Annotated in this window: 10 protein-coding genes; 2 read left to right on the top strand and 8 right to left on the bottom strand. The window is 40.5% G+C overall.

Annotated features, from left to right (window positions below):
- Positions 1–2: 2 nt before the first annotated feature.
- The 5 genes from V7K42_RS17100 to V7K42_RS17080 all read right to left on the bottom strand — a co-directional run bounded on the left by V7K42_RS17100 (position 3) and on the right by V7K42_RS17080 (position 6,881).
- Positions 3–1,358 (bottom strand): cytochrome P450, encoded by a 1,356-nt coding sequence (locus tag V7K42_RS17100; protein ID WP_334918077.1) that lies wholly within the window; start codon positions 1,356–1,358, stop codon positions 3–5.
- Positions 1,359–1,922: 564 nt separating this feature from the next.
- Positions 1,923–3,182 (bottom strand): hypothetical protein, encoded by a 1,260-nt coding sequence (locus tag V7K42_RS17095; protein WP_334918076.1) that lies wholly within the window; start codon positions 3,180–3,182, stop codon positions 1,923–1,925.
- 29 nt (positions 3,183–3,211) lie between these two features.
- Positions 3,212–4,462: a diaminopimelate decarboxylase family protein gene (locus tag V7K42_RS17090; protein WP_334918074.1), complete on the bottom strand. Its 1,251-nt coding sequence runs from the start codon at positions 4,460–4,462 to the stop codon at positions 3,212–3,214.
- A complete protein-coding gene (locus V7K42_RS17085; protein ID WP_334918072.1) occupies positions 4,450–6,252 on the bottom strand; it encodes an asparagine synthetase B family protein in 1,803 nt (600 codons plus the stop codon). Before V7K42_RS17085 ends, V7K42_RS17090 begins: the two co-directional genes overlap by 13 nt.
- Before the next feature lie 5 nt (positions 6,253–6,257).
- On the bottom strand, positions 6,258–6,881 hold the full coding sequence (locus V7K42_RS17080) for a DUF3859 domain-containing protein (protein ID WP_334918070.1): 624 nt from the start codon (positions 6,879–6,881) through the stop codon (positions 6,258–6,260).
- Positions 6,882–7,079: 198 nt separating this feature from the next.
- Here V7K42_RS17080 and V7K42_RS17075 point away from each other — a divergent pair, with 198 nt between their 5' ends.
- Positions 7,080–8,111: a VOC family protein gene (locus V7K42_RS17075; RefSeq protein WP_334918068.1), complete on the top strand. Its 1,032-nt coding sequence runs from the start codon at positions 7,080–7,082 to the stop codon at positions 8,109–8,111.
- Positions 8,112–8,189: 78 nt separating this feature from the next.
- Here the strand turns inward: V7K42_RS17075 and V7K42_RS17070 are convergent, their stop codons facing one another.
- Together V7K42_RS17070 and V7K42_RS17065 are read right to left on the bottom strand one after the other, a co-directional pair.
- Positions 8,190–9,980, bottom strand: a complete 1,791-nt coding sequence (locus tag V7K42_RS17070) for a DVUA0089 family protein (protein ID WP_334918066.1) — start codon at positions 9,978–9,980, stop codon at positions 8,190–8,192.
- A 757-nt stretch (positions 9,981–10,737) separates the two neighbouring features.
- Complete coding sequence (locus tag V7K42_RS17065; RefSeq protein WP_334918064.1) at positions 10,738–12,516, bottom strand: asparagine synthetase B family protein; 1,779 nt, start codon at positions 12,514–12,516, stop codon at positions 10,738–10,740.
- 123 nt (positions 12,517–12,639) lie between these two features.
- Between V7K42_RS17065 and V7K42_RS17060 the strand changes: the two genes are divergently transcribed.
- A complete protein-coding gene (locus V7K42_RS17060) occupies positions 12,640–13,044 on the top strand; it encodes an amidase family protein (RefSeq protein ID WP_334918062.1) in 405 nt (134 codons plus the stop codon).
- A 263-nt stretch (positions 13,045–13,307) separates the two neighbouring features.
- Here V7K42_RS17060 and V7K42_RS17055 read toward each other — a convergent pair whose 3' ends face one another.
- Positions 13,308–14,000: a hypothetical protein gene (locus tag V7K42_RS17055; protein WP_334918060.1), complete on the bottom strand. Its 693-nt coding sequence runs from the start codon at positions 13,998–14,000 to the stop codon at positions 13,308–13,310.
- Positions 14,001–14,086 lie beyond the last annotated feature (86 nt).

The following is a 14,086-nucleotide window of genomic DNA, read 5'->3' as shown; positions in this document are numbered from 1 at the left end:
GGTTACGAACGAGTAACCTTAATATGAAAAGGTTTATTGGGATAACCCTGCACAATAGGTAGAGGATCAACATTTTCGAGAATACCTAACCGCAACACTTGTTTTACCGCTAGGGGAATCTGTAGCATCGAGAAGTATTTACCGTGACAAGTGTGTAATCCAGCTTCAAAAAAGGTATAAGCTAAATGAGCGGGTCGTCCGACTTTAAATTCTTGTGGTGCATCAATGACAGTGGGATCGTGCATAGCGGCTATACTGCAAGCTAAAACTTGAGTTCCGGCTTTGATGGTTTGCTCATAGTCAGTTCCCTTACCCAGAGTATAGTCTTGTACACAGGTATTAATCACGCCCGGTGAAGGTTGTCTAAAGCGTAAGGATTCCCAAACATACCCGGCAATAGCATCATCCCGATCTTGCTGTGATGCTGCGATCGCTTCTTGAAAAATCTCAGGACGTTTCATTAATTCTATTATCACATTAGTAATGGCAATGGATGTCAAATCAACACAAGCTGACATCATAAACAAGAGACTACTAACGATGTCCTCATCGGTGGTGTAAGTCGTTGGCACAGACTGCATCAGCAAATAACGCTCTAACACGTTAGGATTTGATGGAGGGTGTATCTCTGGTTGAGTTTTAACTAGTCCAAATAGATGTTCCCAAAAACTTGGTTTAGCTACAGGATTGCCGCCCGGTAATTTTGCGCGAGTGGCTTTAAGAATTTCTCTGATTTTTGGTTTCAATTCATCACTGGCAGCTGTAGCATCTGCGTTGAGTTCGGGAGAGTTGCCCAGATTTCTGACTGCGCCCTCATTGATGTCATGTAGCCACTGAACTAATTTGTCTATAGGTAATCCTTGCAAACCTAGATATCTTGATATTGCCGTAGCCGGGAGTTTTTTAGCATAGTCAACTAGATCAAAGGAGGTATCTTCTTTGACATTTTGCAGCAGAGTTGCCGCTTCTTCAAGCAAAATTTGATGATACCGAGAGATATCCGCCATCGGGAAAGCTAGACGGAGAATTGATTTACGCTGTTCGTACTCTGGTGAAGGTGGTAGTTCCACCACTGTATTGCCGATGAACTTCAACATATTTTGTTTCAGTAAATCGGTAGTGAAGATTTCATTGAGGGTCAATACGTCTTGAATATCTTCATAAGATGTTACTAGGGTAAAAGCAGGTGCTTTCAAAATCGGGGATTTTTCACGAAGTTCATTGAAAAACTCTACTGGGGAAATTGCGATCCATTTACCAATTAGCTGCATTTGTGCTTGAGCAGATGCAATTGGGTTGGGATTGTTATCTACAGCTTCTTTTAATTGTTCTAGAAAACTCTTATTTTGCTCAGTCATAGTCGATATTTAGTAGGTTTGTAAAAAGCACTATCCCAGTAAGTAAATTAGTTATAAATCTTTATATTTACTACTTACTATTTGTACAAAGCTACAAATGCAAAGAAGCGAATTCCAGAAAATCTTACCTAAAATCAATAAGAATGCTTCCACCACATTGGAACGGTGCTACTAGTACCAAATAATTTATTATCAAGGGATTTCTGTGCTTTATACTACATCTAATTCATAAGTAGTTGTGACAAGGGTTGGCGATTGCGCGGATCGTAGTGGCAAAGGCAATCACCTGTTTTGGGAAAGCGTGCTTCTTCACATATCCTCTATTTCATCAAATTCATTAGACCCTCCTTAATCCCCCCGATATATTGGGGGGAAACTTGAAATCTTGCGCCCTCCCCAACACATCGGGGAGGGGTGATTCAAGGATTTTTGCAAGAGGTCTAATCTTGATTACGCGAATGATGAGTTCCAAGACTAATGTGCTCTCTAATAGGAACTTTCTATTGTTATCTAGCGGCTTTCCAATCTGAAGAGCATTTTGCCCACTTGGGATGCGTGGCTATATTAACCAAAACTTTGAACAACATACATATCGCTACCTCTATCCCCTACTAAAAGCAAGTTACTGTCATCAGTTTCTATATCTCGACTGCCAGCAATACCCTTTTGTACAACTTTAATTAGTCTTTGGGGAGTGAAAGATTCCAATTCTACAAAATTTCCAGATTTTAACCATGCTAATTCTTCAGGAGATAAACTTTGACGAATTTCTTCAGGTAATTCTTTAGCTGCTTGCGCCGATTCAGGAGAAGATTGAATGAACATTCCGCGCTTAGTAGCGATAATTTGACGTGGCATTAATCCGATATCAATAATCGTAATCTCGCTGTTGAGAAACCAACTAGCATTGGTTCTAAGACGATGAACTAAACCAATACCTCGTGGATTGCAATCATGCACTGCATATACTTTCAAATCAGGATTACGGTGCAGCATTTGCATTGTGGTGTCAAAAATGCTTTGAGGATATCCAGTAATGCTGAGAATTGCACAGTTATTTTCAAAGTGGAAATTATTAGCAATTAATAATTGAGCAATGGCAGCATTATCACAGACGACTAATCTATCAAAACTGTAAGCAGTTACATCGGGATTAACTGTAGCTGGTGTATTTCCCTGGTTAGGAAGAGGCAGAATTTTGAGGATTGAACCATTTATTTGCTGCCAACGATCTAGCAAATCTTTAAGCTGAGATTCAGGAAATAAAAATTCTTGTGTTAAAAATCCAATTCTTCCTAACTGTCGGGTTCCTAAATATATAGGCAGCATCCCTAAAATAACAATAATGGTAAATAAGCTGAATGAGTTTGAAACGAGACTTAGGAAAATTCCTATAACAAGGATAATTCCTCCTATAATTTGTAAATTTCTAGCATTTTGTTTGCGAATTTTATTGTTAAGTTTAACTGAATTGGTTCGATTGAAAAATATCCAAATAAACACAATATTTACGAAGAGTGGACCAATAATTAAGAAAAATGTAAAAAAATTCAGAAACACATATAAAAATAACCAGCTAAATTTGGGAAAAGATTTTGATCTAAGACGATTATCTAGAAAATATAGTAGTTGCTTGGGTGTAAAAAACAAAGTATTATTTGCAGAAATATCAGCGATCGCCTTTGCAAAAAAAGGATCGGTAATCTTAATATTACTCATATTGGTTGGTTCAAAGGCAAAGGGATGATTGCATTTTAGACACCGACCTTGATTAGCTGTCCGGTCTTTTAGTTTGTTGTCAGTTCCACAGTTAATACACTTCATAATGGTTGCTCAATATTATTTATTAATTATTAGTTATCAAGCATCTGATTTGTTAGCAAAACACTATAGTCTTCCCGTTGACGAATCAAGCGATGTGTACCCTTTTCTAGCAAGACTTCCGCAGGTTTGGGGCGATGCAAAAAGTGAGACGACATGGCATAACCATAAGCACCGACATCTAAAATGGCAATGATATCACCAATTTCTAGCGATGGAAGTTGGCAATTTTTCCCTAGATAATCTCGTGAATAAGTAGTATTACCACAAATATCAGTTGTGAAAAGGGAGTAAGGATTGTCTGCTTGCTTCCAAGTGAAAATTTCGCGGTAGCCACCGTGTACTGAGGGGACTGCAAGATTAGCAACGGTGGTATCAACTCCGACAATCTGCTTTTCTCCTTGCCATTTCACAGAAACAACTTGAGCCAGCAAAGTTGCACATCCGGCGATCGCACTTCGTCCCGGTTCAATCACCAAATCAATTTTCCGCCCTAAACGGCTAATTCTCTGGCTTAACTCACCCCCAAACATTTCCCAATCAAAGGCTGTTTTGTTGTGGTGATACGGATAACCAAAACCACCACCAAAATCTAAATATTCCCAATCGGGTAACAGTTGGGCTATGGCGATTAGCTTATCAATTACCTGGGTGAAAGCGGCTGTGGCATTAGTTCCAGTCCCTCGATAGAAGTGTAAACCACTCAGCCTTAGTCCAAATTCACGAGTTAAAGCGATCGCATCACCAAATTCTTCAGGACGCACACCAATTCGGCTATCCCCAGTAATTTCTGGTAAATTCAGGCGTAAACCCAGGCGAATATCTTTCTCTCTACCTTTGGGCAAAACTTCGCAACACAACTGTAATTGAGCCAGACTATCGAGATTGAGAGTTGTAACTCCCCAATTTAAGACTTGTAGCATCTCAGCCCGATTCAAATTACTGCCACTATAAACAATCTCACTAGGATCGAAACCAGCTTGCAATCCCAAATAAATATCTCCTGGGGTATTAGCGTGAAGTCCCCACCCAAATGAGCGAAAAATTTTTAACAGCGCAATATTACCATTGGTAACGCTGGCAAACCGAAATTGCGTGTAAGGATAACTGACAGCCTTAGTAATGCGCTCAATAGTTTCGCGCAAGCGATCGCCATTATAAACATAAAGCGGAGAACCATAAGTCCTCAGTAACTTCTGGGCGAGTTCCCCAGAAAATGGCAAAGATGAGAAGATTAACTCCTCACTCCCAACTCCTAAGTCTTTTTTATCTAATCTTGCCATCGCTTATAACTCCTCCATAGCCGACGAGGCAACCAAAAAGGATGATCCCAGGACTGTTTACTTCGTTCTTCATTTAAAACATGCGATCGCCAAAGTTGCCACATAATAAGTAACCAAAGAGTCTCACCAATCCGTCGCCCTTGAATAGCTGCTCCGAGTTTGCCTTCAACGATTTGTGCTGCGATGTGAGGATAAAAGTGATTGTTGGCGCGAAGGATTTCTGGATTGAGCCAGATGCCTAGCTGATGCCAAAAATTATTTAAACACCAAGAAGTTAAAGGAACCCCCATCCCCCGCTTTTGTCGCCAAACAATTTCGGGCGGGAGCCAATTTTCTCCGGCACGTTTGAGGATATATTTTTCACAGGCTCCCTGCAAACAGAGTTCTCCAGATAGGCTAAATGTCCATTCTGCTAGAGGTAAATCACAAAAAGGCGATCGCACCCATAATCCATGAGCAAACCCCAATGCAGTCGCACGGGGATGGATATTCTGCGCACCTTTGAGCATCAAACCAGCGCGGCGCAAGCGATGCAGCAAAGATGGACACTCATTGTAATCAAGAGCCGCCAATAGCCAATCTTCGGGAGGCAAATTTTGGATCTGTGCATAGACTTCTGGCTGATAAACTTGAGATTCGTATCCTCCAAGACGGTGAAAGGTGCGGAGATATTGCTGGATAAAAGTTTCCTGTCCGGCGGGATTTTCTGACTGATAAACACCTGCGGCAATTAAAGGTTTGTTTGTCCAACCGGCAAATAATTGATCTCCACCTTCGCCGTTAAAAATTACCTGAGTTTCCTGACTCGCCCTTTCAGATAGAAGATACAACGGAACACACACGCCATCTCCAAAGGGCAAATCTAATGCTTGCACAGTAGAAATTAGGGCATTTTTGATAGAATTTGGGGTGACTGCAACTTTAATAAGCGGAATTTCGAGAAACTGGGCGACTTGTTCGGCATAAGGATATTCTGGAATGCCTACATCACCAAAATCTAGAGTGTAGGCGCGGACTTTCACTCCTGCTTGCACCAACAGCGCCGCCACCACTGAAGAATCGAGTCCGCCAGAGAGAAACACCCCAACAGGCTCATCCTTTAAATCGGCAATCTGTCGTTCAATGGAATCTTTAAGGAGGGTTTGCAATTCGGTAATTGCTGTAGCTTCATCTGTTAACTGTTTTGGGGCTTCCCGCCACGAGTGGATATTTTTAGATTCAGGCTTTTGCAAAATACCTGATTGACGATCGTGCCAAACTAATTCAGTTCCAGCCGTCACGGCAAACACTTCCTTAACAGGGGTTAAAGGTGTGGGAACGTAAGAAAAACAGCTGTAGCCGTATAATCCAGCAATGCTAACTTCTGACTGTTGTAATATCGGTAAGAGTAATTGCAGTTGGGATGCAAACCAGATTGCTTGTCCTTGCTGAGTCCAATACAAAGGCATCTTTCCGAAAGGTTCTCTACCCAAAATTAGGCAGTTATTTTCTTGGAGACTTACCCAAGCGTCGGGTGAAGTGAATAATCCTGATGCGGAAATAGCAGCAATTTGATTTTCTAGCGGTGGGGAATTTCCATCAATTCCTATATAAGCAACATTCCAGATAGGAAGAGGATAATTTCTCTGTGGAGAGAACTGACTATTCTTCCCTGCAAGGGAAGGGGGAAAATTCACAGCCTCTCCTTTTGTCGAGCAGAGATTTTCCAGAATACTACTTAACAGCGCTTCCAATTCATGTTGAGCGCCGTAACCCCAATAGCCTAGAAAGTGATGCGGGATGTTGCCCATCTGGACTATTTCACTTCAAAGGTTTCATCGCTAATCTGCCGACCTTCCACGAACATCTGCACCTGCCAATTGCCAACAGTTGCAGCCGAATTAATCGTGTAGCGACACTGGGTATCCCAGACAGACGTATTAATTTCGCGGGTTTGATATTTGTTTTGCTTGACAATTTGACCGCTTGGGTCAATCCAATTACAGGAAAGAGCCAGCTTTTTACCCAAGGGTGCATCCTTTAAGGTGACACGGTAAAAAACTTCTGGGTTGGTTTGGCGGGAAATTGTCTTCAAGTCACCGCCAGTATTTTGTACCAAGGTGATGCGGTCTTGTTGAGCAGAAACACGAGAGAGTGCAGAATTTTGTTGCCGGATGAAAAATATTGTAGATGCACTCAGTATGATTAATAATGCCACCACTCCAGAGGCAATCCATCGATTTCGGCGTTGTTGTACCTCCACTGCTTGGCGGCGATTTAACTGAATCAGGGCTTCATCTAGTAACTCTGGCGGTAAATTCAACTCCTGTAAAATTTCTCTAACCTGCTGTTGGTCTAGTTCTGCTTCTCGACGCACTTGCAGACCTTCTACTTCAGTGACTATTTGTGATAATTGCTCTTGAGTCAGTCGCTGCGTCATAGCTTAACTCCTGTTAAAAAACTTTATAGCGATCGCTGATTATGTGCAATCAGAATAACTCTACATTAGACATCTCACTTTTGTAGATACATCATAAGCTACAAAATAAAGTTGTTGCTTTTCAGATTCTTTCTGAGATATCTTTCCGAAAGCTTTATTTATTTTGACCCAATCTAAAATCTAAAATCCCAAATTGCTATGACTCAAGAACAACAAACCGCAATTGAAGGTATCTATGAAGTCTGTATTGGCATCCCGGAACCAATTTCTGCAATTCAGTATTGGGAGCAATTTGGCTATCGCATTGGTCAAGTGGGTGAATTAACCGCAGATGTAGCTTATCAATTATATGGAGTAAATTCGTCTTTACGCTCAATCCGCCTCTACCACCAAAATTCAGATCATGGTTTGATTCGGCTAATGGTTTGGCAAAATCCTACCCATGAAGGTTTGGGAATAGCATCAATGAAAATTAAGGGAAATCGTTGGGCGACAAGCTTAACAACAGATTTATTAGGTATTTTAAATCATATAGAGGATGCAAAAGCCGCAGGTTTTCCAATTTGGCATTCTTACCCTTATTGGGAAGTCATCTACAACAAAGAGAGGAAAAGCCGTCCTTTTATTGAGCCAGCAGTTGGTGTGCGAGAAATGCTGCTACTACAACCCTTAGCTCGACAGGTTTTATTTCAACGGTTTGGCTATACACTACCGCATTACGGGCAAGTTAACCATAATGCGGCTCTCAAGGCTAGTCAGTTTACCCATATAGGGATCATCGTTCAAGATGACAGCAAAGAAACCCTGAAGTTTTATGAAGAAGTTTTGGGTTTGCTACGTGTGCGTGATGATGTAGAAACTAGCTATGAATCTTCGCCAGCCGGTCGAGATATTTTTGACCTTAACCCGGGTGAAAAGTTTATTGTTACTACTTTTGACGATCCCCGTTCTTCTAAGTCTGACCTGATGGCTGCACGCAGTGGTAGACTTTATATTGTTCGATTTCCAGAATCTCTTAATTTAGAATCATGCTTTGAGGCTGCCCAACCAGGTAGCTTGGGTATGTCCTTATATACCTATCGAGTTAAGGGAATACAAGAGTATTGCGATCGCATCAAAGCAAGTGCTGTACAAAAAGTTACAGACATGATTAGTAATGAATTTGGCGAGACGAGTTTCTCTTTTATTGCACCAGATGGCTATTTCTGGACTTTGCTAGAAGGTAATTAACGGCATAGGGGACACGTCGCCGTATCCCCCTAGTTAGCAATAAACTGATGTCAGTACTTTTTGAAATTCAAAATTTCCCTAAGTAAAACTGACTTGTAGCGAATAAAAAGTAGGATCGAAGCTGGGGCTAGCAGAGAAAACTCCGCCATTTTGAGGGAAGGCAGGATAGTCACTCACTGAAATTGAGTACGTACCTGCACCCAAAAAGCTGGTGATTAATGACGAATTACCACCGCCACTATCATCGTCACTGGTCACTAAATTCCCAGCATTGTCAAATAGTCCGAGAACTGTATCTCCTGATGTCACTGTCCTAATATTGACAGTTCCTGAATTTGCTAGGGTAAATGTAAAAAAGTCAAAATCAGCACTATTCCCTGGTTGAACTGTTGCTAACTGGGCTTCAAGATTAATGTTTGAGCCTGATGATAAGGAACGCAACCCTTCAGCGCTGTCCAGTGTATTATTTGTACCTTCTCCAGCATTTTCTTGCTCATTGAAAAGGAAGTCATCACTATCAAGTCTGAGATTGGTTTTCCCCTGTAGAATACCTATAAGCTCATCTGGCTCTGAACCCGGTTTGTCTACAAATATTCGTGTATTGGTTCCAACAACTTGCAGGCGGTAGTCTTGTGGTGCTCCTTTGAGTCGAATTAAATCTTGGCTAGAGTCGAAGTCAGTAATAGTACCGTAGTCTCCCAAACCAGGATTCACAGTATTGTTATCGTCGTAGAAAATATTTATAAGATCCCCTAAGATAAATCTATCTGCCCCAGCCCCACCTGTCAGGGTATCAGTTTCTCCTAACCCAGGTGGAAGCAAACTATTAGGGAAAACACCGATGAGAACGTCGTTTCCAGCATCCCCATTGAGTTTGTCATTGCCTGGCCCACCCTGTAGACGATCGTTGCCGTCGCCACCATTGAGGCTATCATTGCCAAGACTACCATCTAGGGTGTCATCGCCTCCTAAGCCATTCAAAGTGTTGTTACTACTATTACCAAAGATAAAGTTGTTAAGAGTATTACCTGTCCCACTGATGGCACCAGTTCCTGTCACCGTCAGGTTCTCCACATTGGTCGCAAGTGTGTAGGCGATAGAAGACCGGACGGTATCTGTGCCGGAATTAGCAGCCTCAATAATGGTATCAACAGCACCATCAATGATGTAAGTATCGTTGCCTGCTGCCCCATTCAAAGTGTCAGCACCTGTACCTCCATCAAGTGTATCACTGCCATTTCCACCGTTTAGACTATCGTTGCCATTATTACCAAACAATTGGTTATTTTGGTCGTCACCAATAATGATGTCATTTGCATTTGTGCCTTTGACATTATCAAAGTTAACTACAGTAAATGGCAATGTTCCCAAACCAGGAACGTTATTGGCAGACAAACTTTGGGTTTGCAGGTTAACAGTAATAGATACTCCAGTCAAAGATTGGGATGCATCTATGGTATTGTTAGCAACATTAGCATTAGCAATAATCTTTTCAACTTTAAAGAGCGTATCTTGCCCCAACCCGCCAGCTTTTTGAATGGTTCCAACACCTGACAAGGTAATAGTTTGACTTACTTGACTGTAGTCTGCGGTATCTATGCCATCTCCACCATTAATACTGTCGTTACCCTGACCGCCTTTGATGGTGTCGTCTCCTATGCCTGCATCAAGTGTGTCATTGCCATCTCCACCGATTAGGCTATCGTTTCCTGTCCCACCAGCGATAGAATCATTACCATCTGCACCATTCAAGGTGTCATTACCGGATGTACTATTGGCGTTACCATTAATGGCCCAACCAACTATCGTGTCATTTCCCGAAGTCCCAGAGATATTGTCAGGATTTGTACTACCAAAAATAAATGCCATGTTATTTCTCTTGAATTTCTAACTAATAGGTCAGTTCAGCCTTAGTCAAAGAACTATTTATCAGTTCAATGGAGATTACTTATCATTTGTATAATCCTATTTCCCAACCCTTAATTATTAATTGGGCTAGGAATTTTCAAATAAAAAATATCCAACTATTTATTGTGGGCTGGGTAGAAAAGTCCTGCTTTGGTTACGGGCGAACGAGATACCTACTTAACAAAATTAGATAATTTATTTAATGAAAATACCTTAATAGATTAATCAAATGATATGTAATTAGGTCAAATATTTTGTCAATCTAATTGTTTTGAACCAAGCTGTAATTATTTAATTACCATGAATTAAAGGTTAGATTAGCTTATTTATCAAATCTTTAAAATCTTGATAAATGCACCTTGTAATACATTGAATTATATTTGTAAGAAGTAATTAAATATTGTTTCAAAGCTACTGATTTGTTCGCAAATGTTGTGATATTTTCCGGCTTCTGGTGGTACTGGTCGTTAAATTAGGTTTTCATATCAGTTTTTTTCGTAAATAAATATTATTTTTAATAAAAAAAAATACTTTTGTATTAAAGAACTACATTTTCCAATAGATAAGTTAAATTTATACATTAGTCCAGAAAACTTGGCGCTTAATAAAACTGAAGCTTTACATAAATTTTATATAATTTATTTAAGCGCTCTTACCAAATCGCAATTCCCAATTCTTTATTACGTGTCAGAGCAGAGTCCCCATTACACCTTTTCGACTACTCCGCTTTTCGATTTACCTGTAACCAAATTTCTAAACTGACAAGCAACCACAGCTTCACCCCATAACGACTCCAAGTATCTCCTTGATAGTTTAACCAATTACGAATTGGTAACTGGTTCAAGTAAGGAGTGATAGCCGCATGACCATTAAGCAATAAATCTCTGGCTTCTTGCTGCCAATATTTCCGAAATCCTAACTGCACGGGCACCATCATGCCGCTTTTGGGACGATGAATAATCGCATCTGGTAAAATATCTGCGTTCGTCGGAGACTTACCGTAGCTAATCGCTTGCTTTAAGACAGCTTTTTCTTTCACTCCAGAAAGCTTATATTCTGGAGGGATTTCCATGCTTAAGTCTACTACTCGTTGGTCAAATAGAGGAGAACGACCTTGTAAAAGGGCTGCTTGAGTCAAGTTACTGACTTTGGTCAGAATTTGGTCAGCGCCTTTATATTTGATGTTCATTGCCATCAAACGATTCAGATAGCTGGCTTGGGAAGATAAATCTTCTTGAAAAACCCAAGGTGCTGTTTGTACTGCTGTCCAAACTTCTGGTTTTAAAAGTTGCGGTAAGTCAACAGCGCACTTTTGGAAGGAAATTAAATAAGCTTGCAATGCATCCTGATTGGTGACAGAACCATATAAACTATTAATTAGCATTGGCTGGTTTTTTGGCCCACCAAAACAGGGGTCGCCACCTTCACCATTTAAAACTACTTCTACGCTTTCTCTCGCCAATCGCCCCAGCAAAAGGTTGGGAACAGTTAGTGGGTCGCCAATGGGGTCATCTAAATAGGCCATTGTTTCTGGCAGACGTGACCACATATCCTTAAAAGTAATTTCTAAAATGTGGTGCTGCGTCTGGCAATGGGATGCAACGAGACTAGAAAATTCTAACTCATTGGGACATTCAGAACCGAAATGAATCGAGAAGGTGTGAACTGGTGCTTTATGGAATTTCGCTACTAAAGCAGTGACACCGCTAGAGTCCAAACCACCAGAAAGAAAAACACCAACGGGTTCATTGGCTGGTGGTAAATATTCTTGAACAACTTGCTCTAGGAGTTCTCGCAAGCGATCGCCATGCCATGCTAAGGGTTGATCTATTGCTATAATCTGTTCTTGAAGCTGCCAATAAGCTTCAACTTTGTGGTCGGGAAATTCTAAAACGGTTCCAGGTCGCAGTTCCCGCACCTGTTCCCAAAGCGTTCTTTCTCCTGGAACAAAGGCACAACAAAGATAATCTCGCAACGCCACCAAATCTAAATCGGATGAACGATGGGGTGATAAAGTTCTCAGTTGAGGCGCAATCCAACGAACCGAACCAGTGGTAGTGTAGTAGAGGGTACGAACACCGATGCGATCGCGAACTAACTTCAATACCTGTTTTTCTCGATCCCAAATCACTAGCGCAAACATCCCCACAAGTTGGCGAAGACATTCAAAGCCCCATCGTTCCCAAAGATTGGCAACTATTTGCAAAGAAGTTTCTCTAAAGCTATCCGGTTCAATGCCGAACTTTTGCAGCAACTGCACTCGGTTAGTTAACCAAATATCACCAACAACAACAAATCGTCCTCCAGAACTGATGGCTAATTTTTCCGTCAGAAATCCCGAAGCTGTACGTGGTAGAATTACAGAAAAATTTTCATCTCGCCAAGCGATATTTTCATAAGTTTTATCAATTTTTCCGCAAGCTACGCGCCAGGTTGGGTCAGTTTTGGTGAATTCGATTTTAGGAGATTTACGATTTTTAAACGCATCAAATAGCATGGGAAATTTTCAACGCATAATTAGTAATTTTAGGCAGTTTTAAAATAAATAGACCACACACAAACCTATCTCCAAGAAGGCTAATTATGCAATTCAATTTTGAACAGCTTACCTTTTTCCAAGATGCAAGCAGATTCTATCCCTAAAACGATCGCACAAGCAAGTCAGCAAATGCAAAGTGGCTTGCTAACTTCCAGGATACTAATCAAGCATTATCTTGAAGGTATCCAAAAGCTCAACCCTATACTCAAGGCTTTTATTACCGTTTTCGAGCAACAAGCCCTAGAAACATCTATACAAAAGGATTTAGAGCGAGATAACGGTCAAAAATGCGGATTGCTACACGGAATTCCTATTGCTGTCAAAGAGAATATTGATACAGTAAAAGTAAAAACTACAGTTGGTTCACAACTTTTTTGCAAACTGATAAGTCAGCGATCGCGCGATCGCATACCATTATCTGATAGTGTAATTGTCCAAAAGCTAAAGTTAGAACCTGCCGAAACCCAAATTTTTCTGCTGTTTTAAAAATCTCAACGGTATACTCAAGACTGGGAGGACGCTCCCAAGCGGGTAAACCTAAATAGAATCCATCACCAGATACCGGAGCGCACCAATTAAATTCCAGTTTCTCTTTTGCAAACATTCAGACAAATTTTCAATTGCGATTCGATTATGCACTATCGAGCAAAACAAAACTTAAAATGCAAATTAATGCACGGAATTTGTGTTGCAATTCAAGATAATAATGAATCGTCAGCAGCGTTATTAATAACTACGAATTGTTCAAATTAATTTTCAGAGATATAGATTTTAAGTTGAAGGTTTGTTCTCAAACTGCTAAGGTAAGCTAGCAGCGCATAAATAAAAATCACAATTCCAGCCATTTCTAAAAATTCTTCAACAACTATGCCGATTAAGGTTATTAGGCTGAGTCGCCCAAAATCTTCTCTCAAAAGTCCACCTACCATTTCCATGCCTAAAGTTCCACTCACATAAACAACTGCGGCAATCAGAAATAAATACCGAGTCTTGTGAGGGAGATGGAGCCAAAATTTTAGATATTTAAATGCAAAAAATACTAATAAAATAGCACCAGGTATAACCCAGGTTTGGTAAAATATAGGATTGAGATGAAGCCATTCTCGCACTGACGGAATTATCAAAATCTCGTGAAAACTAAATGCTTCATCAAGACTCAAGTATAAAAATATAAAATGTAATAGTTTCCACTGAGAGAAATAGCGGTCTTCCGTCTTAATAGCGGTAATTGTTTTAAGTAATCCCGAACAAAATAATAGAGAGAATGCAGAATACCAGGCAGGAATATTCAATTCTTCATCTAAGCTAAATAGGTCGTAAAACCATTTGCTAGCTGGGAACGAAAACTCCGTAAGTAAGAAATAGGAACTTAGAACGCCTGCTAAGGTGAGGCAGATAACTGCGACAATTAAACACCGAGCAATTGTTTTAGCATACAGCACTTGCGTCTGTTATGAGGTACACTAAATTAAAATATAAATACCTTTAAATGAAGTCATACTCTGTCGAGCTTCGAGAAAAGATAGTT

Source organism: Nostoc sp. (genome assembly GCF_036917455.1).
In the GTDB taxonomy this organism is placed as follows: domain Bacteria; phylum Cyanobacteriota; class Cyanobacteriia; order Cyanobacteriales; family Nostocaceae; genus Nostoc.
The sequence above is the reverse complement of the archived record's forward strand: the minus strand, read 5'-3'. Positions and strand labels throughout refer to the sequence as shown.